General features: G+C 61.8%; 15 protein-coding genes and 1 pseudogene. 10 read left to right on the plus strand and 6 right to left on the minus strand.

Annotation, left to right across the window (positions count from 1 at the left end):
- Positions 1–7 precede the first annotated feature (7 nt).
- Positions 8–2,179 (plus strand): SF1B family DNA helicase RecD2, encoded by a 2,172-nt coding sequence (gene recD2 / locus ACH6CV_RS05705; protein ID WP_456357209.1) that lies wholly within the window; start codon positions 8–10, stop codon positions 2,177–2,179.
- Between the two features lie 211 nt (positions 2,180–2,390).
- Here the strand turns inward: recD2 and ACH6CV_RS05710 are convergent.
- Positions 2,391–2,510: pseudogene (locus tag ACH6CV_RS05710) on the minus strand (transposase); the annotation flags it as partial.
- A gap of 258 nt (positions 2,511–2,768) precedes the next feature.
- Positions 2,769–3,881 (minus strand): LacI family DNA-binding transcriptional regulator, encoded by a 1,113-nt coding sequence (locus ACH6CV_RS05715; protein ID WP_456357210.1) that lies wholly within the window; start codon positions 3,879–3,881, stop codon positions 2,769–2,771.
- A gap of 229 nt (positions 3,882–4,110) precedes the next feature.
- Here ACH6CV_RS05715 and ACH6CV_RS05720 point away from each other — a divergent pair, with 229 nt between their 5' ends.
- The 5 genes from ACH6CV_RS05720 to ACH6CV_RS05740 all read left to right on the plus strand — a co-directional run bounded on the left by ACH6CV_RS05720 (position 4,111) and on the right by ACH6CV_RS05740 (position 8,681).
- Complete coding sequence (locus tag ACH6CV_RS05720) at positions 4,111–5,130, plus strand: extracellular solute-binding protein (protein WP_456357211.1); 1,020 nt, start codon at positions 4,111–4,113, stop codon at positions 5,128–5,130.
- 92 nt (positions 5,131–5,222) lie between these two features.
- The gene (locus ACH6CV_RS05725; RefSeq protein WP_456357212.1) at positions 5,223–6,029 is read left to right on the plus strand and encodes an ABC transporter permease; all 807 of its coding nucleotides are present in this window, start codon (positions 5,223–5,225) and stop codon (positions 6,027–6,029) included.
- A gap of 5 nt (positions 6,030–6,034) precedes the next feature.
- Entirely contained in the window at positions 6,035–6,835 is an 801-nt protein-coding gene (locus tag ACH6CV_RS05730) for an ABC transporter permease (RefSeq protein ID WP_456357213.1), read from the plus strand.
- A gap of 32 nt (positions 6,836–6,867) precedes the next feature.
- Positions 6,868–7,839 (plus strand): ABC transporter ATP-binding protein, encoded by a 972-nt coding sequence (locus ACH6CV_RS05735; RefSeq protein WP_456357214.1) that lies wholly within the window; start codon positions 6,868–6,870, stop codon positions 7,837–7,839.
- Between the two features lie 26 nt (positions 7,840–7,865).
- Positions 7,866–8,681: a sugar phosphate isomerase/epimerase family protein gene (locus tag ACH6CV_RS05740; protein ID WP_456357215.1), complete on the plus strand. Its 816-nt coding sequence runs from the start codon at positions 7,866–7,868 to the stop codon at positions 8,679–8,681.
- Between the two features lie 68 nt (positions 8,682–8,749).
- On the opposite strand, the gene ACH6CV_RS05745 is transcribed toward ACH6CV_RS05740, so the two are convergent.
- From ACH6CV_RS05745 to ACH6CV_RS05760, 4 genes are all read right to left on the minus strand, one after another.
- The gene (locus tag ACH6CV_RS05745) at positions 8,750–9,088 is read right to left on the minus strand and encodes a hypothetical protein (RefSeq protein WP_456357216.1); all 339 of its coding nucleotides are present in this window, start codon (positions 9,086–9,088) and stop codon (positions 8,750–8,752) included.
- A gap of 289 nt (positions 9,089–9,377) precedes the next feature.
- Positions 9,378–10,823, minus strand: a complete 1,446-nt coding sequence (locus ACH6CV_RS05750; protein WP_456357217.1) for a peptidoglycan-binding domain-containing protein — start codon at positions 10,821–10,823, stop codon at positions 9,378–9,380.
- Between the two features lie 88 nt (positions 10,824–10,911).
- Positions 10,912–11,328 (minus strand): GtrA family protein, encoded by a 417-nt coding sequence (locus ACH6CV_RS05755; RefSeq protein WP_456357218.1) that lies wholly within the window; start codon positions 11,326–11,328, stop codon positions 10,912–10,914.
- Between the two features lie 40 nt (positions 11,329–11,368).
- Positions 11,369–12,499: a tail fiber domain-containing protein gene (locus ACH6CV_RS05760; protein ID WP_456357219.1), complete on the minus strand. Its 1,131-nt coding sequence runs from the start codon at positions 12,497–12,499 to the stop codon at positions 11,369–11,371.
- Positions 12,500–12,769: 270 nt separating this feature from the next.
- Here ACH6CV_RS05760 and ACH6CV_RS05765 point away from each other — a divergent pair, with 270 nt between their 5' ends.
- The 4 genes from ACH6CV_RS05765 to ACH6CV_RS05780 all read left to right on the plus strand — a co-directional run bounded on the left by ACH6CV_RS05765 (position 12,770) and on the right by ACH6CV_RS05780 (position 17,427).
- The gene (locus tag ACH6CV_RS05765; RefSeq protein ID WP_456357220.1) at positions 12,770–13,891 is read left to right on the plus strand and encodes an ABC transporter substrate-binding protein; all 1,122 of its coding nucleotides are present in this window, start codon (positions 12,770–12,772) and stop codon (positions 13,889–13,891) included.
- Between the two features lie 74 nt (positions 13,892–13,965).
- The gene (locus ACH6CV_RS05770) at positions 13,966–14,874 is read left to right on the plus strand and encodes a branched-chain amino acid ABC transporter permease (protein ID WP_456357221.1); all 909 of its coding nucleotides are present in this window, start codon (positions 13,966–13,968) and stop codon (positions 14,872–14,874) included.
- 12 nt (positions 14,875–14,886) lie between these two features.
- Positions 14,887–16,722: a branched-chain amino acid ABC transporter ATP-binding protein/permease gene (locus tag ACH6CV_RS05775; protein WP_456357222.1), complete on the plus strand. Its 1,836-nt coding sequence runs from the start codon at positions 14,887–14,889 to the stop codon at positions 16,720–16,722.
- Positions 16,723–17,427 carry an ABC transporter ATP-binding protein gene (locus ACH6CV_RS05780; RefSeq protein ID WP_456357223.1) on the plus strand — a complete coding sequence of 235 codons (705 nt, stop codon included), beginning with the start codon at positions 16,723–16,725 and terminating at the stop codon, positions 17,425–17,427.
- Positions 17,428–17,516: the final 89 nt, after the last annotated feature.

A 17,516-nucleotide genomic window follows, 5' to 3' on the forward strand; every position in this document is an offset into this window, starting at 1 on the left:
AGGATCGATGGAGCAGATTGAGGGCGTCGTCGAGGACGTGGTGTTCCGCAACGACCAAAACGGCTGGACGGTGCTGAGCGTCAAGGCCGGGCGCGAGACGGTCCCCTGCGTGGGCGTGCTGCCGCCGCTGCACGCGGGCGAGCGCCTGAAGCTGACCGGCGAATGGGCCGAGCACCGCGACTACGGGCGGCAACTCAAGGTCACTTCATTTGAAAGCGTGCGCCCCACCACCGCGCGCGGCATCGAGCGGTACCTCGCGAGCGGCGCGATCCGTGGCGTCGGCGCGTCCACCGCCAAGCTGATCGTGCAGCACTTCGGCGACGACGCGTTGACCGTGCTCGCCGACGAACCCGATCGGCTGACCGAGATCGTGGGCATAGGCCCCAAGCGCGCCGCGATGATCGCCGAGGGCTACTCAGCGCAGCGCGAATCGCGCCAGCTGATGGTGTTCTTGCAGACCTACGGCATCGGCGCGGCACTCGCCAACAAGGTCGTGCGCGCGTTCGGCGACCGCACGATGCAAGTGGTGCGCAGCGACCCCTACCAGTTGGCCGAGCGCGTGGAGGGCGTGGGGTTCAAGACCGCGGACGGCATCGCCTCGGCGCTGGGCGTCGAGCCCGAGAGCGAGCACCGGCTGACCTGCGGCGTGAAGTTCGCGCTCGACGAAGCGGTCGCCCAGGGTGGGCATACCTACCTGCCGCGCCCCATGTTGGTCGAGAGGGCGCGCGCGCTGCTGAACGTCGGCGCGCCGTTGGTCGAGCGCGCGGTCGATCAGCTGATCCTGTTGAACGAGTTGGTGGTCCGCGAGGAAGACGGCGGCGGCGCGATCTACTTGAAGCGGCTCTACGAAGCCGAGGGCGAGGTCGCCCGTCGGCTGCGCGCGCTCGGTCAACACGCGTTCCCATCGCTGGGCGACGCCGAGGCGCGGATCGCCGCGTTTGAAGAGCGCGAGCAGATCGCGTTGCACCAGGCGCAGCGGGACGCGCTGCTTTGCGCGGTCAGCCAGGGCATTTCCATCCTGACCGGCGGGCCGGGCACCGGCAAGACCACCTGCCTGCACGGCATGCTTAAGCTGCTGAGCGAACTTGGCGACACGGTGCTGTGCGCGCCGACCGGGCGCGCGGCCAAGCGCATGAGCGAGGCGACCGACGCCCCGGCCCAGACGATTCACCGGCTGCTCGAGTACGACGGTGAGAACTTCGCGCGCTTCGAGCAGAACCCGATCGAAGCGGGCGCGGTGATCGTGGACGAGATGTCGATGGTGGATATCTTCCTGATGCGCGCGTTGCTGCGCGCGCTGCCGGCCGGCTGCCGGCTGGTGCTGGTGGGCGACCAGGACCAGCTGCCGTCGGTGGGCGCGGGCAATGTGCTGTCCGACCTGATCTCAAGCGGCGTGCTTAAGGTGACGCGGCTGACCGAAATCTTCCGCCAGGCCGGCGAGAGCGCGATCGTCACGAACGCCCACCGGATCAACCGGGGCGAGATGCCGATCGCTAACCGGCGCGGCACCGACTTTTTCTTCGAGCGCGCGGACGGGCCGAAGGAGGCCGCCGAGCTTGTTCGCGCGCTGATCTCCGAGCGGCTGCCCAAGTATCTGAACGTCGACGCGCTGCGCGCCATCCAGGTGATGAGCCCGATGAAAAAGGGCGACGCCGGCGTGTGGGCGCTGAATCGATCGCTGAGGGAGGCGCTCAATCCCGCGCGCGGCGATAAGCATGAAATCATGGCAAACGGCGGCATCCTGCGCGAGGGCGACAAGGTGATGCAGGTTCGCAACAGCTACGAGCTCGAGTGGACGCGCGAGGGCGAGCGGGGCCTGGGCGCGTTCAACGGCGACATCGGCTTTATCTCGGTGATCGACCCGGGGGAGCGCACGGTCACCGTGACCTTCGACGACGAGCGCGTGGCCGTGTACGGCGAGGAGGAACTCGAGGACCTCGAACCGGCCTACTGCGTGACGGTGCACAAGAGCCAGGGCAGCGAGTTCGAGGCCGTGGTGCTGCCGCTGGTCAGCGGCCCGCCGATGCTGTACACGCGCAACCTGCTCTACACCGCCGTCACCCGCGCGCGGAAGTTGGTGGTGCTGGTCGGGCGGGCGGATTGCGTGCAAAAGATGGTGGAGAATAATTACGTGTCGCACCGCTATACGGCGCTGGCCGAGCGGCTGCGAGAGGGGTAGCCCATTCCCCTCCTTTGGAAGTATGTCACGCAGGCGCCTCCCCGCTTTTCGGAACAGGAGCGGACTGACGATGAAGGCGCCGCCCGTCGGGCGGCACCTCAGCCCATTGACAACCCCCCCTGTCAGGCAACAGCGTGGCAGGGGGTTCGGAATGGAAAGAGGAACAAAAGGCTCAAGGCACGGGAAAAAGGAGAGGCGATCCTCTTCATATTTGGACTGCGGCGGTGAGAAATGACTGCTCGCGCATGTTTGCTCGACCGAGCATGCGGGCAGTACGTAGGCCGTGGTTTTCCTTGGCTTCGGCGAAGGATCGTTCAATGGTTTCCTTGCGCAGTTATCAAGGCGCGCCTGGACGGCCATGCTAATTACCGGGGCGGGCGCTACACGATCGGGCGCTACACCGTGTCGGCGCATGTGCCGATGGGCGCGCATGTGGCCGCGACCCTCGACGGACGCCGCAGCGGCGAACCGCTGGCCGGCAACAAATACCCGATGGTGGGCCGATCGTTCGCAGGTGATGGGCTGCGCGCGTTCTCCTTCACCGAATTCGCACGGCTTCAGCAATTGGTCGACGGCATTGGGCGATAGATCACTGCCCAGCAAGGATCGCGCGCCTCGACCCCTGCGCGCCGCAACCATCTATATTTGGGCAGGCTGCGGTCGTGTGGCCGACCACCAACTGCGGCCTATATTCAATTTTAACGATGCCAGGCTGCCCGTTTCCGGTCCTGACCTGGTCGATGTTGCGCAGAAGCAGATCAAAGGCGTCCCTGCCTTTTCGCGCAAGTTGGGAATCCACCGTGGTCAGATTGATCCGATTGAATCGGGATGGAAACACGTTGTCAAACCCGGCCACCGAGCAGTCGGCCGGCACATGCAGCCCCTTGGATTCGATGGCATCCAGGATGCCGTAGGCCACCATGTCGTTCACGCCGACACAGGCCGTTACGCCCGGCTTCTCAAAGGCTTTGAGCGAGAGCGTATAGCCCGCCTGATACTCATCCTCCGGCTTGTAGTTGCCTTCCGCGCCCAGCTTCTGCGCCTCGTAAACATCCAGGCGCCCGCCCGCGTTCGTCACCCGATTCCGAACGCCCGCCAGGCGCATGCCGCGCTGGGTATTGGCTACCCGGAGCGGCGTGGTGATGAACGCGAATCGGCGATGCCCGAGGCTGAGCAAATAATCCGCGAGCGTCTCACCAGCGATCATGCTGTTCAGTTCCACCGTGTTGGCGTCCATGAATTCATCCTTTCGGTCGCTGACGATGATCACGGGCGTAGAGAGCGATAGGGCCATCACCCTTTCCCTATGATAGGGCATATAGGCAAACACAATTCCGCTAAAAGGCAGCGTGCCCGCCAGATTCAGAAAGGCCCCTTCCATCGCCTCATCCCGATAGGTCGTATAGAAGAATGCCTTGTATCCCTTGGCGACCGCCTCGTTTTCGAGCTCTTGCAAAAGCGTGGCATAATAGGGATTCGCCAGCGTGGGCGTAACGACCGCGATCAGGCGCGCCGCCGTGATACCCTCCCTGCCCTTTCTGACCGGCTGATAGTTCAGCTGCGTGGCAGCGGCAAAGACGCGTTCGATGGTTTCGCGGGAAAAAGACGCGCCCACCTTCCTCGACAGGATCATGGAAACGGTGGATTGGGAGACCCCGGCCAGCTTGGCAATATCCATCGTCGTCGCCTTCTTCCCCGGCATGGCTGTCCCCTCCTCGATCAACATAATATGAATAATATCAGATAATTCCATTAGTTGCAACTCTGTATCCAAAATATTGGAGGCCAATCAATGCGGCGCTAACATATTTCGAGAATCGCTTGACAACGCGGCGTGTTATGCATATAATTGGATCAATATATTAATCATTCATAGATTATAATGATTAATAATTAATTGCCCGGTCGATCAAAGAAAGGGAGGTCTATCCATGAAACACATCCGTATGATCATCTCCGCCGCTCTGTGCCTGGTCCTGATCGCCTGCTCCTTGGGCGCCCTTGCCGACGGCTTTGTGATCACCTACAACACGCCGCAGGATTGGGTGAACTGGGGCACCGCGCTGCGCACGTTCAGCAAGACCACCGGCATTTCCGCACCCAACGACAACAAGAACAGCGGCCAATCGCTCACGGCGCTGATCGCGGAGAAGTCCAGCCCCCTATGCGACATGGTCTACCTGGGCATCACCTTCGGCATAAGGGCTGAAGGCGAGGACGTGCTGCAAAGCTACAAGCATGGCTACTTCGATCAGATCGACAGCGCCTTGAAGAATGCCGACGGCCTGTATTCCACGGTTCACTACGGCTCCATCGCCATCCTGGTCAACACGGAAGTGCTGGGCGATCTGCCCATTCCTCAGAGCTGGGCGGATCTCTTGGATCCAAAGTACAAGGGCATGATCGGCATGTTGGACCCCACCGCCGCCGCCGTCGGCTACAGCGCCTCCATCGCGGTCAACGAGGCGATGGGCGGATCGCTGGACAATTTCGATCCCGCCATCGAGTATTTTAAGAAGCTGAATGAGAACGACGTGGTATACCCCATGCAGACGTCCACCGCCAAGCTGCTCAAGGGCGAGATTCCCATCCTGATCGACGCCGATTTCAACGGCTATGGCCTGAAATACGCCCAGAACGGGCCCATCGAAGTCGTCATTCCTCAGGAGGGTTCCTTGAAGATCCCCTACGTGATCGGCATGGTGAAGGATTGCCCCAACCCCGACAACGCCAGAGCGCTGATCGACTACCTATTCTCCGTGGATGGCCAGAGGGATTTCGCCAAGGGCTACGTGCGCCCCATCAACCCGGAAGCACTGACCGATGACGTGAAGGCGCTGTTCCTGCCCGATGAGGACTACGCGCGCGTCAAGGACGTGGACTGGGCCAAGATGGCCACCGTGCAGAGCGATTTCGTCGCCCGCTGGACGACAGATATCACGGGGAAATAAACTTCATCAGTACGACCAAACAGGGCGGGCGGATGATATCCGCCCGCAACCTGTTTGGCGGACCGCATAAGCTTCCGGAGGTGTGCTACGCCATGCGAAAGAGTGCCAACCTGGTCTTCGTGCTGCCGGTCATGGTTCTGTTTACGTTGTTTTTTATTCTGCCCATCTTTATGCTGGGCGTCAAGAGCTTTACCGGAGAAAACGGTTTTACCCTGCTCAACTACACATCCATCATTACAAATACGCGCTATGCGACCGCGCTCTGGAACAGCCTGTGGCTGTCGGTGGTTGTGACGGCTGTCACGCTGGTGATTGCGGGCGTGATCGCCTTCTTTCTGGCCCGCTCGGAGTTTAAAGGGAAGAATCTTTACATGACGCTGATTACCTTCCCGGTTTCCCTGCCCGGCGTGGTCGTCGGCTTCATGATCATCATTCTGTTCGGCACCACGGGCGTCGCCCCGATGCTGACGCGCCTACTCACCGGCACCGCGTCCGGTTCCTTCGCCTATACGATCCTCGGCATATTCTTCGCCTATCTGTATTTCTCCATCCCGAAGGCCGTGCTCACCATCTACGGCTCCGTCGTGGAATTTGACGTGCGGTTGGAGGAAGCCGCGCGTACCGTGGGCGCGAATGAACAGCAGGCCATTTTCAAGATCGTGATCCCGACGCTGATGCCGGTATTTGTCTCTGCTTCCGCGATCGCCTTTTGCACCTCCATGAGCGCCTTCGGCACAGCCTTTACCCTGGCCAATAACTTCGAGATCATCCCCATTTTGATGTATACGGAATACACGAATTACTTTAATATTTCCGTTGCCAGCGCCATGGCCATCTTTATCGGGCTGGTCTGCGTGCTTTTGAATATGCTGGCCCGACTGATTCTGGAAAAGGAGTAAGCGCGATGAAAGCATACAATCCGATGGGCAAGCTGCTTAAAATCCTTGTTTACCTGCTGATCATAGCCACCACCGCCTTCTTGATCGTGCCCATCGTGTTTACGGTATTGGGTTCGTTCAGCGCCTATTGGGGGAAATCCATGTTCTCCAAGGGCCTGACGATGGAATGGTATGGCTATGTCTTTGAATACTACGGCCATACCATCGGCCTCACCTTTATGATCACCTGCGTGACCGTCGTCGTCAACGTGATTTTGGGCAGCATGACGGCCTATAAGATCGCCATGGCCCGAAACAGCCGTTCCAAGGCGGTGAAGCTGCTGGAAGAGGTCCTGACCCTGCCCGCCGCCATTCCCGGCATCGCCATTGGGCTTGCACTGGCCCAGGCTTACGCGCCCTTGCGCCGCTCGGGCGTGCTGCTGTTCATCGCCCATGTGATCTTCACCTTCCCGCTCATGTTCCGCGCGGTGACGGGCGCGCTGCGCGCCAAGGACTTCCGCTCCATCGACGAGTGCGCCTCCTCATTGGGCGCAGGCCCCTTCCGCAAGTTCTTTCAGGTGATTTTCCCGGCCATCCGCGTATCCATCCTGTCGGGCGCGGTGAATGTGTTCATGATGTCGCTGGGCGAATTCAACATCACGTTTTTCTTGTATACGCCCTTGCTGATGACCCTGCCCGTGGGCATGTATGAATCCTACGCATCCCTGCGTATCGAGGTAGGTAGCGCGTTTACCACGCTTTTCCTGGCTTTCGCAATCCCGCTGACTTACCTGATGAACAGGCTGAACAAGTCAAAGACGAAATAGCCGACAGGCTGAACGGAAGGATGGTATTCATCATGCAGGATATCCACGTGACCATATCCCATATCAACAAGGTGTTCGCCGATGGCACCAAGGCGCTTCACGACATCAACCTGGAAATCGGGCAGGGTGAAATCGTCGTTCTGCTAGGTCCCTCCGGATGCGGCAAGAGCACCCTTTTGCGCATCATCGGCGGCCTGGAAAAGAAAACCAGCGGCGAGATCCGCTTCTACGATCAGGAAATCAGCTCTACCCCGGTTGAAAAGCGGAATGTCGGCTTCGTTTTCCAGAACTACGCGCTCTTCCCGACCATGACCGTTCGGCAGAATATCGCCTTCGGATTGAAGCTGCGCAGGCTCTCGGCCGATCAGATCGAAAAGAAAGTGGACGAGCTGATCGCCATGATGGACCTGGAGCTGCACGCCTCCAAAAAACCCCAACAGCTTTCCGGCGGTCAGCAGCAGCGCGTCGCCATCGCGCGTGTGCTTGCGATCGAGCCCAAGATCCTGCTGCTGGATGAGCCGTTGACCGCGCTGGACGCGAAGCTCAAGGAGCAGTTGCGCATCGAGCTGGGCCTGATGCTGCGCCGGTTGGGCATTACCGCCATCTATGTGACCCACGACCAGATGGAAGCCATGGCGCTGGCGGATCGCATCGCCGTCATGAACGGCGGCGTTATCGAGCAAATTGATACGCCCGAAGCCATCTATTCCACGCCCAGGACCGAGTTTGTCGCCCAATTCATCGGCAAGATCAATAGACTCGAAGTAGGCGGCAAGGTCGTCTTCATCCGCCCGGAGGACATGCGCCTGGTACCCGAGGGACAGGCGCTGCCGGACGATATACCGGCGACGGTGGAGCAGTGCATCTTCATGGGTGGCAGCTGCCATGTTTGCGCCAGGATCGGTGAGCAGCCGGTGATCTTTGAGTCCGGCAACACCGAGCGGCTTGAGGCGGGTCGGAAGATTTCCATTCGCGTCAACCGCGAAAAGATCATCGCCCTGTAATTTTTAAAACAAAGGAGCCAAACCGCATGCACCGTATCTCTTATTCCGAATTGATCGTTCTCGGCGGCGATATTGTTGGAAACATGAAAGCGCTGATCGAACGCGGCGCTCAACATGTGGAACTGATGATGGACGGCGGGGCCTGGGATGCCTGGGACGGGCAATACGCCGGGCTGATCGCCCAATTGAAGCAACTGCCCTTGACGTATACCCTTCATCCGGCGGCTTGGGACATCAATCTGACCGCCGAGATGAAGATCCTGCGCGAAGCAGCCTACCAGCATCATCTGGATGCGCTCCGACTGGCTGCTCAGCTTGGGGCCGGCCAACTCGTGCTGCATCCCGGCTTTTCCACCTCTCCCGCTTTTTCCAAGCCGCAGGCGCGGCAGCGGGCCGTCGACATCACCGGCCGGCTGGCCGTGGAAGCCAAGGCGCTGGGCGTCGCGCTCGCCTTTGAGAACGTCGGCTACAACGGTCAGTCTCTCTACACGCAGCAAGAATTCGAGCATGCGCTGGACCCCATCGACGCCCAGGTTTCTTACCTGATCGATCTGGGCCATGCCCATATCAACGGTTGGGATCTGCCCGCCTTGATCCGCAAGCTCGGGCCGCGCCTTTGCGCTGTGCACATCCATGACAACGACGGCCTGAAAGACCAGCATCTGCCCATCGGCAAGGGCACGATTGATTGGCAGCCGGTCCTTGCCGAGATGAAGGCAATTCCGAACCCTGGCTGTGAGTTTATCCTCGAGTATGCCCCCGCGCAATCGTTGGAAAGTCTGTCGGCCGGCAAAGAAATCCTGGAATCACATCATTGTATTGAAATAGGCGTGTATTCCTAGCCGAACATACACCCGAACTCGAAGCGGCGCGCAAGCCGCGCGCCGCTCGGCCCATTGACAACCCCCTGTCAGGCAACAGCGTGGCAGGGGGTTCGGGATGGAAAGAGGAACAAAAGGCTCAAGGTACGGAAAAAAGGAGAGACGATCCTATTCATATTTTGGACTGCGGCGGTGAGAAATGACTGCTCGCGCATGTTTGCTCGACCGAGCATGAAGATCATCCGGAACAGAAGCTCCGGACGAATCGCCGGTCGCCCGTTGTCAAGGCGATACAGCGGCTCACACAGCTTGTAAATAAAGCTGAAATCAATCGCACGGTCGATCCGCCGGAGCAGATGAACCTCCGGAATCATTTGTTCCAGGATGACAATTTCCATTGCACCTTGCTTTTCATGGTTCCTCAGCATTCTTCCTCACCCGCTGTTTACTTCGACATCCCCCCTCAATATCCTTTTGGCCTGAAAACTAAATTTCAGCCCGCCGACATCTTTGTCGACGGGCTGAGGTGCCGCCCGTCGGGCGGCACCTTCATCGTCAGAACATCGGGAACGCCGCGCCGCCTTGCGCCCGGACTCGGCTTTTCGATCCTCATGTCCGGATACCCCGGATACGGCGGCGCGGGGAACGCCGGGGTTCCGCCCCAGACCTCGTCAAAGGGTTTCACCTTCTGGACGCCCTTCAGCGCTCAGGCGGGCATCAGCCCACGGCGAACATCTTCTGGAGCGTGGATTTATTCACCAATCCATTGGCCTTGATGCCGTTCGCCTTCTGGTAGGCGGACACCGCGGCCTTGGTGTCGCTGTCGTATACGCTCGTTTTCGGAACGGTCAGATAGCCCAGGTCCGTCAGCTTGTCCTGCAAATACTCAACCGCCTGCTTGCTGTCGTAATCCAGCCCCAGATTGGCCTTCAGCCAGCTCTTGAGCGTCTTGATGGTCGAGTTCTTCACCACCTGCTCGCCCGGACCCGGGGTCGACGTCGGCTCAGGAACCGGCGCGTCCTTCGCGAACAGCAGCTTCTGCGTCTTGGCGTCCGCCACGCCCGTGGCCTTGCGCTCGACCTGCGCCTGGAAATCCTTGACCGCGCGCACGGTGTGCTTGTCATAGGCTTCGCCCGTCCTGCCGCTCAGATAGCCGAGCTTCTTGAGCCGCTTGTTCAGCCGCAGCACCACCGGCGCGTTGTCATCCTTCCGGAGTTCATAATAGGTCTTGCACTCGGGCGCGGATTTCTTGAACAGCGAGGCGAGCTGCTTGGCCGTGATCGCGTCGCCCGACTGCTTGCTGCCGATCGCGCTCAGGAAGCGCTTCACCGCCTCCTCCGTGTCCGGGCCGTACGAGCCGTCCACCGAGTGCTTGGTGTAGAACAGCGCGCGCAGCCGCCATTGCAGGTTCCGCACCCGGATGCCGCTGTCGCCGCGCGTAAGTTCCACATAGGCCTCGTACTTGGGCGCATTGCCGCCGATCACCGCAGCCTGCAACGCCGCGTCGGCCTTGCCGGTCTCCGTCAGATCCATGTCGGATTGCAGGTACCGAACCGCGGTCTCCGTGCCGCCGCCGTACACCCCGTCCACGCTGCCCACCGGGTAGCCCAGATCCTTGAGCGCCTGCTGCAGCGCCTTCACCTCGTCGCCGTTCGCGCCGCGCATAAGCTCCGTCGTGGCCGCCTTGGCCGCCGGCTCTTCGGTTACAGGCTGCTCGGCCGCCGGATCGGCGGGCAGGTAGGTGGCCAACAGTTCCAGCGCGGCCGCGTCGACGCCCTGCGCGTAGACCGCACCCTCCTCGTCCAAGATATACTGCCGCTCCGCCTCCGGGTCAGGGGTCAGCGGATGGTCGAGCAGCGCCAGTTGCACGCCGGTTGCCGCCTCGATGTCGTAATCCATCACCTGGACGCCCGCGTCCAGCGCCTGTATGTAGTACAGGTGCCCATCCTTGAGCTGCGCGGCCAGCACGTCGGCCGCGACCTGCGACCAGTCGGTCTTGCCCGCCGCGCGCACGCTCAGCGAACGCTCCGCGTCGAGATCCGCCTCATAGCCGCCTTGGGTCATCAGCGCCGGCGCCGGCTGCGCGGTCTGGGCAAACGTCGGCAACGCCAACGCCAGGCACAGCAGGATCAAACCAAGGGCAGAGACAATATTTCGTTTCATAGGTTCATCCCTCCTATGCCTATTGGACGTTCGCCTGTCCGATCGGTTCCAGGCTTTGCCACATTTTTTCCCACATTCTGGATGGGCCTTATTCGGGCCGTTTTTTAAACGCGAAGAAGCGCTGGCCCAGATAATTGAGGCCCGTGAACAGCACCTGGGCCACGGCCATCGCGATTTGATCGGCGCTCGCGCTCGTGGCGGGCAGTTGCCTGAGCGCCCAGTTCGTCGCCGGCCGCGCGATGAGGTGCGCAATAAGGTAGCACGCGCCGATCACCAGCGCGAAGCGCCAGGCGGTGCTGGCCACTGAGTCCGCGTTCTGAAACGAGAAACGCTTATTGAGCACGTAGCTCAGCAGGCTGGTCAGCACGTACGCAATCGCGCTCGGCGCCCAATAGCCCTCGCCCCACAGGCGGTTCAGCCCCTGCATGATGACAAACGACAGCGCGGTGTTGCCGATGCCGATCAGGATGAAGATCCACAGGCTGCGATCGAAGAGTTTGCGCATGGGAAAGCACCTCCAAATGGGTGATTGCCCATGGATTATATCACGCCCCCGCCGCTTTCTCAAGCGCCTCGACGCGCGCCGCGAGTGCCTTGATTTGCGCCCGCTGGCGCTGATGCCCCTCGACCAGCACCGCGATCAGCTCGGTATAACACAGCCCCAGTTGCCCGGGATCGTCGCCTACGAGCAGCGCGGCGTCCGCGTAGTCGGTCCCTTCGAGCGCCTGCGCCACGTCCTGCGCGCCCAGCCCGAAGCGCAGCCGGGCATCGCCGCCCTCCGATTTCAGCCGGTAGCGGATGGGCTTCAGCCGGTTCAGCAGGTCGGCGGCCTCAAGCGGCGCCACGCCGCGCTTGAGCCGCAGATCCGACGTGTTGACCGTATTGTTCGTGTAGATGCGCCGCCAGCGCATGCCGTCGCCGCCGATGTCGTAGGCATTGTCGCTCTCGGGCAGGATGTGCGCGCGCAGCCCCGCGGCGCTCTCGCCCTTGCGCGCGTCGTGCGTCAGCCACAGATGCGCGCCCCCGCCTTGAAGGTGCAGGTTGCCCCCGCCGATCACGTCCATTGCGCTCGCCGCGTCGATGAACAGGCTGCCGGCGCTGCCGTACATGCCGCCCACGGTCGAACCCGCGTACAGCATCTCGAGCCCGCTGCCGAAGTCGCCTATGTTCCCGATGCGCAGCTCGTAACCGGAGGGCGATTCGGGGTTGCGCAGGCTGCTCGTCGCGAACCGGCCCGCGGCGTCAAAGCCCCCGAGCAGCCGCCCCGCGCCGTCGTAGAAGCCGCACGCTATGGCGTTGGCCTGAAAGTAGCTGCGGGTGGTGCTCTGTTCGACGCGCAGTCCCTGACCCTGGCGGATCGACACCTGCGTGACGCCACTTGTGTCGGCCAGCGCCGCCGTGATCGCCTGCGCGGTCTGGCTGACGGTCGAGTACTGCGAGAGGTTCAGGTCGCCGACCGCCATGTCGATCGCGTCCGCCGTCTGCTCGATCGTCGAGTAGCCCGCAAGGTCGCTGGACTGCGCCTTGCTGTCGATCGCCGAGCGCGCGTCCTTTGACAGGTCGCGGTACTCGATGTCGCCCATCACCTTGCCCCACAGCGCGCGCAGATTGTCGTTGAGCTGCTTGAGGCTGAGCGCCCCGAAGTCGACGATTTCCCGGTATCCGATGTTGCTCATGATATCCCCTCCCGCCGAGGATTCTGGTGTATTTTGACTGACATAAGCAGACAAACAAACATTTAACCACGCATTCCCACCTCAAACGGCCCCGTTTTTGCGATTTCACGCTTGATAAACGTCATATGTGACGATATAATAGAGTAATATTTTCTAAATAAGCAGGCTTTGGGCTTGCGCTTGGGGTCTTTCCCGCATGCAGCATGGTAGGTGGTGTTGTCGGGCCCGCCCGATGATATAGATTGTTTGAAGGAAAAGGGGGATCCGCTCATGAAGAAATTGGCATCGCTTTCCCTGGCTCTGATTCTGGCGCTGAGCTTCGGCTCGGTCGCGCTGGCTGAGTCGATGAAGATCGGCGGCATCGCGCCGCTCACCGGCGCGGTGTCGGTCTACGGCCTGCTGGTCAAGGACGGCGTCGAACTGTATAAGGACGAAATCAACGCGGCCGGCGGCGTGCTCGGCCAGCAGATCGAGATCGTCTGGATGGATGACACCGGCGACGCGGTCGAGGCCACCAACGCCTACAACCAGCTGTCGAGCAGCGGCATCAACGCGCTGATCGGCGCGGTGACCACCGCGCCGACGCTTGCGGTCGGCACGCGCGCCGCGCAGGATCGCATGCCCATGATTACCGCCTCCGCCACCGCGTACGACGTGACCAGCGCGGGCGACAACATCTTCCGCGCCTGCTTCCTCGACCCCTATCAGGCCGAGCTGATGGCGCAGTTCGCGTCCGAGAAGCTTTCCGCCAAGAAGGTCGCGGTGCTCTACGACAACACCAACGACTACTCGATCGGCCTGTACGAGTCCTTTGTGAAGAAGGCCGAAGCGCTGGGCCTGGAAGTGGTGGCGCAGGAGGCCGCCGTCGAGAACGGCGCCGACTATTCGCCCCAACTAATTAAGATCGCCGACGCCCAGCCCGATGCGGTGCTGGTCGCCTACTACTACGAGAGCGCCGCGCTGGTGCTGCGTCAGTCGGTCGACGTAGGGCTGGATGCGTGGATGCTGGGTGCGGACGGCTGGGCCAACATCCAGGATCAGGTCGCGGACGATCCGGCGCTGCTTGAGAAGGCCGCCTACTGCGACTCGTTCTCCGAGGAGGACGACAGCGAAGTGGCGCAGGCGTTCATCAAATCGTTCACGGAGAAGTACGCCAAGGCGCCCGCCGGCTTCAACGCGCTGGGCTACGACACCGCCAAGATTCTGTTCAGCGCCATCGAGAAGGCCGGCTCCACCGATAAGGAGGCCGTGATCGCCGCGATGAAGGCTACCGACCTCATGTGCGCGACCGGCCGCATCACCTTCAACGACCACAACGACCCGATCAAGTCGGCGTTCATCAAGGGCTTTGAGAACGGTCAGCCGAAGCTCATCGCCCGTATCGACCCGTAATGTCAAACCACTGACGGCGTGGGGGCAGCGCAACCGCACTGCCCTCTTGCCTTGTTTTCCAAGGGGGAATGCACATGCAGCTGTTTTTGCAAAACCTGATCGGCGGCCTGCAGATGGGCAGCATCTACGCGTTGATCGCGCTGGGCTACACGATGGTGTATGGCATCGTGCGGCTGATAAACTTCGCGCACGGCGACATCATGATGGTCGGCGCGTACGCGGTTTACTGGCTGCTGTCGCTGCCCTTCATGGCCGCGCTCGGCACGGACAATCCGACGCTCTCGGGCGCGGTCGCCGTTGCGTTCGCGGTCGCCGTTTGCGTGGCGCTGGGCGTGCTGGTCGATCGGATCGCCTACAAGCCGCTCAGGAACGCGCCGCGCATCTCGGCGCTGATTACCGCGATCGGCATTTCGCTGGCGTTGCAGATCATCGCGCAGCTGGTCTTTGGCAGCGGGCAGCTCGCGTTCCCTCCAATCGTGCCCAAGATCGCGCTGTTCAAGGTGGGCAGAAAGCCGGTCTACCTGCTCGAGGTGCTGACGCTCGCCGTGTCGATCGTGCTGATGATCGCGCTGTCGCTGTTCGTCAAGAACACGCGCACCGGCAAGGCGATGCGCGCGGTGTCCGAGGACAAGGGCGCGGCGCAGCTGATGGGCATCAACGTGGATAACACGATCTCGATCACCTTCGCGATCGGCTGCGCGCTGGCCGCGATCGGCGCGGTGTTCTACGCGCAGAAGGTGGTCTACATCAAGCCCCTGCTGGGCTCGATGCCCGGGCTCAAGGCGTTCGTCGCCGCGGTGCTCGGCGGCATCGGCATCATTCCGGGCGCGGTGCTCGGCGGCTTCATCATCGGCATCGCCGAGACCTTCATCAAGTACTACGCCGGCGAGTACGTGGACGCCATGGTGTTCGGCATCTTGATTCTGGTGCTGCTGCTCAAGCCCTCGGGCATGCTGGGCAAGAAGGCCAAGGAAAAGGTATAAGGGGGGATCGCAGTGAAGAAGAACAGGCGCTTTACCAGCGGCCTCAACCTGGTTGCGGTCGCCCTGCTGTTCACCATCATCAAGCTCGTGGTGCCGCTGACCGGCGGCAACCGCTGGCTCGACCTGCTCACCCAGGTGTGCTACAACATCATCATGGTGGTCAGCCTGAACCTGGTCACCGGGGTGCTGGGCGAACTGACGCTGGGGCACGCCGGCTTCATGTCGGTGGGCGCGTACGCCTCGGCCATCATAACTTCGCGTCTGCCGGGCCTTGCCTGGATGTTTCCGATCGCGCTGATCGCCGGCGGCGCGCTGGCGGCGGTATTCGGCTACCTGGTCGGCGTACCGGCGCTCCGGCTCAAGGGCGACTACCTGGCGATCATCACGCTGGGCTTTGGCGAGATCATCCGCGTCTTGATTAACACGGTGTTCGCGCCCTGGACCGGCGGCGGCAAGAAGATGTTCGACATCCCGCTGTACACCACGTTTGACAACGCCTACTGGCTGATGGCCGCGAGCGTGGCGCTCTTGTTCATGCTGGCCTGGTCGCGCCACGGGCGCGCAATCCTCTCGATCCGCGAAAACGAGGTGGCCGCCGATGCGTCGGGCGTACCGGTCACCCAGTACAAGATCCGCACCTTCGTGGTGTCGGCCTTCTTCGCCGGCATCGCGGGCGGGCTGTACGCCCATTCGGTGGGCGTGCTCGACCCGGCGCGGTTTGACTTCAACCGCTCGATCGAATACCTGGTCATGGTGGTGTTCGGCGGCATGGGCTCCTACACCGGCTCGGTCGTGGCGGCCACCGGGCTGACCTCGGTGCAGTTCGCGATGGCCCGGCTGGTCGAGTATCGCCAGTTGGCCTACGCGCTTTTGCTGATCGCGATGATGATCTTCAGGCCCTCGGGGCTGCTCGGCGTCAAGGAGTTCTCACTGTCAAAGTTCCTTAAGCGGCTGTTCCCCGGCTGGGACAAGCTGGCCGAGCGGGTCGAAGCGCTGCTCACGCGCCGGCGCGCCGGCTCGATCACACCCGACGTGCCCAAGTACCGCTACGACGCGCGGCACCTGCCGGTGCTCGAGATGCAGCATCTGGGCATCCGCTTCGGCGGCCTGCATGCGGCCGAGGACGTGAACATCGAGCTCAAGGAAAAGGAAATCGTGGGCCTGATCGGGCCCAACGGCGCGGGCAAGACAACGGTGTTCAACCTGCTGACCGGCGTATACGCGCCCACCGAGGGCGACATTGTGCTGATGGGCCGCTCGCTCAAGGGCAAGCCCACCTACAAGATCACCTACGAGGGCGTGTCGCGCACCTTCCAAAACATCCGCCTGTTCAAGTCGATGACGGTGATCGAGAACATTAAGGTGGCGTTCCAGAGCCGCATGTATTACTCGATGCTCGACGGCATGCTGCGCAACACCTACTACGACCGCGAGGAGCGCGGCTGCGACAAGCGCGCGCGGGCGCTGCTGCGCGTATTCGACATGGAAGACCTGGCCGAGCACAATGCCAGCGCCCTGCCCTACGGCCAGCAGCGCAAGCTGGAGATTTGCCGCGCGATGGCCAGCAACCCCAAGGTGCTGCTGCTCGACGAGCCGGCCGCCGGCATGAACCCGATCGAGACGCAGGAGCTGATGCAGACCATCCAGCAGATCCGCGAGCTGTTCGGCGTGACGATCCTGCTGATCGAGCACGACATGAAACTGGTCATGGGCATCTGCGAGCGCATCTACGTGCTCAACTACGGCAAGGTGATCGCGAAGGGCTCCCCCGACGAGATCCGCAACAACCAGGAAGTGGTCGCGGCCTACCTGGGCGCGCCCGAAGACGCCATGAAGGAGGGCGCGTAAATGCTGAAAGTCTCTGACATGAACGTCTACTACGACGCCATTCACGCGCTTAAGCAGGTGTCGTTTGAGGTGCGCGAGGGTGAGATCGTCACGCTGATCGGGGCCAACGGCGCGGGAAAGACCTCGACGCTGCACGCCATTTCCGGGCTGATCCGCCTAAGGAGCGGCAAGATCGTGTTCCTGGACAAGGAGATTCAGTCGGTCGCGGCACACGACATCCTCAAGATGGGCCTCGCGCAGGTGCCCGAAGGGCGGCGCATCTTCGCCAAGATGACGGTGCTCGAGAACCTCGAGATGGGCGCGTACGCGCGTGCCGACCGCGCCGCGCTGCCCGGCGATCTGGAGAAGGTGTACAAGTCCTTTCCCCGGCTCCGGGAGCGCCGCAGGCAATTGGCCGGCACGCTGTCGGGCGGCGAGCAGCAGATGCTGGCGATGGGCCGCGCGCTGATGTCCTCGCCCAAACTCCTGATGATGGACGAGCCCTCGATGGGCCTGTCGCCGATCCTGGTCAAGGAGATCTTCTCGATCATCAAGGAGATCAACCGCCAGGGTGTGACCGTGCTGCTGGTCGAGCAGAACGCCCGCATGGCCCTGTCGATCGCCGACCGCGCCTACGTCTGTGAGACCGGCAAGATCGTCATGAGCGGCCCGGCGAAGGAGCTGCTCGCGAGCGAGGAAGTGAAGAAGGCGTACCTGGGGACATAGGTGGTGTGATGCCTGCCTTACCGCAAAGGGGCTGTCGCAGGTACTTGTTCCTGCGACAGCCCCTTGTCACGCATTCGCGCTGCCGGTGT

It is taken from the genome of Anaerozeibacter quisquiliarum (genome assembly GCF_051162045.1).
Classification (GTDB): Bacteria; Bacillota; Clostridia; order Christensenellales; family Aristaeellaceae; genus Anaerozeibacter; species Anaerozeibacter quisquiliarum.

Bases quoted from the DNA above. Each gene is read 5' to 3' on its own strand.
- recD2 (WP_456357209.1), top strand. From the start codon at position 8: ATGGAGCAGATTGAGGGCGTCGTCGAGGACGTGGTGTTCCGCAACGAC.
- ACH6CV_RS05715 (WP_456357210.1), bottom strand. From the start codon at position 3,881: ATGCCGGGGAAGAAGGCGACGACGATGGATATTGCCAAGCTGGCCGGG.
- ACH6CV_RS05720 (WP_456357211.1), top strand. From the start codon at position 4,111: ATGAAACACATCCGTATGATCATCTCCGCCGCTCTGTGCCTGGTCCTG.
- ACH6CV_RS05725 (WP_456357212.1), top strand. From the start codon at position 5,223: ATGCGAAAGAGTGCCAACCTGGTCTTCGTGCTGCCGGTCATGGTTCTG.
- ACH6CV_RS05730 (WP_456357213.1), top strand. From the start codon at position 6,035: ATGAAAGCATACAATCCGATGGGCAAGCTGCTTAAAATCCTTGTTTAC.
- ACH6CV_RS05735 (WP_456357214.1), top strand. From the start codon at position 6,868: ATGCAGGATATCCACGTGACCATATCCCATATCAACAAGGTGTTCGCC.
- ACH6CV_RS05740 (WP_456357215.1), top strand. From the start codon at position 7,866: ATGCACCGTATCTCTTATTCCGAATTGATCGTTCTCGGCGGCGATATT.
- ACH6CV_RS05745 (WP_456357216.1), bottom strand. From the start codon at position 9,088: ATGCTGAGGAACCATGAAAAGCAAGGTGCAATGGAAATTGTCATCCTG.
- ACH6CV_RS05750 (WP_456357217.1), bottom strand. From the start codon at position 10,823: ATGAAACGAAATATTGTCTCTGCCCTTGGTTTGATCCTGCTGTGCCTG.
- ACH6CV_RS05755 (WP_456357218.1), bottom strand. From the start codon at position 11,328: ATGCGCAAACTCTTCGATCGCAGCCTGTGGATCTTCATCCTGATCGGC.
- ACH6CV_RS05760 (WP_456357219.1), bottom strand. From the start codon at position 12,499: ATGAGCAACATCGGATACCGGGAAATCGTCGACTTCGGGGCGCTCAGC.
- ACH6CV_RS05765 (WP_456357220.1), top strand. From the start codon at position 12,770: ATGAAGAAATTGGCATCGCTTTCCCTGGCTCTGATTCTGGCGCTGAGC.
- ACH6CV_RS05770 (WP_456357221.1), top strand. From the start codon at position 13,966: ATGCAGCTGTTTTTGCAAAACCTGATCGGCGGCCTGCAGATGGGCAGC.
- ACH6CV_RS05780 (WP_456357223.1), top strand. From the start codon at position 16,723: ATGCTGAAAGTCTCTGACATGAACGTCTACTACGACGCCATTCACGCG.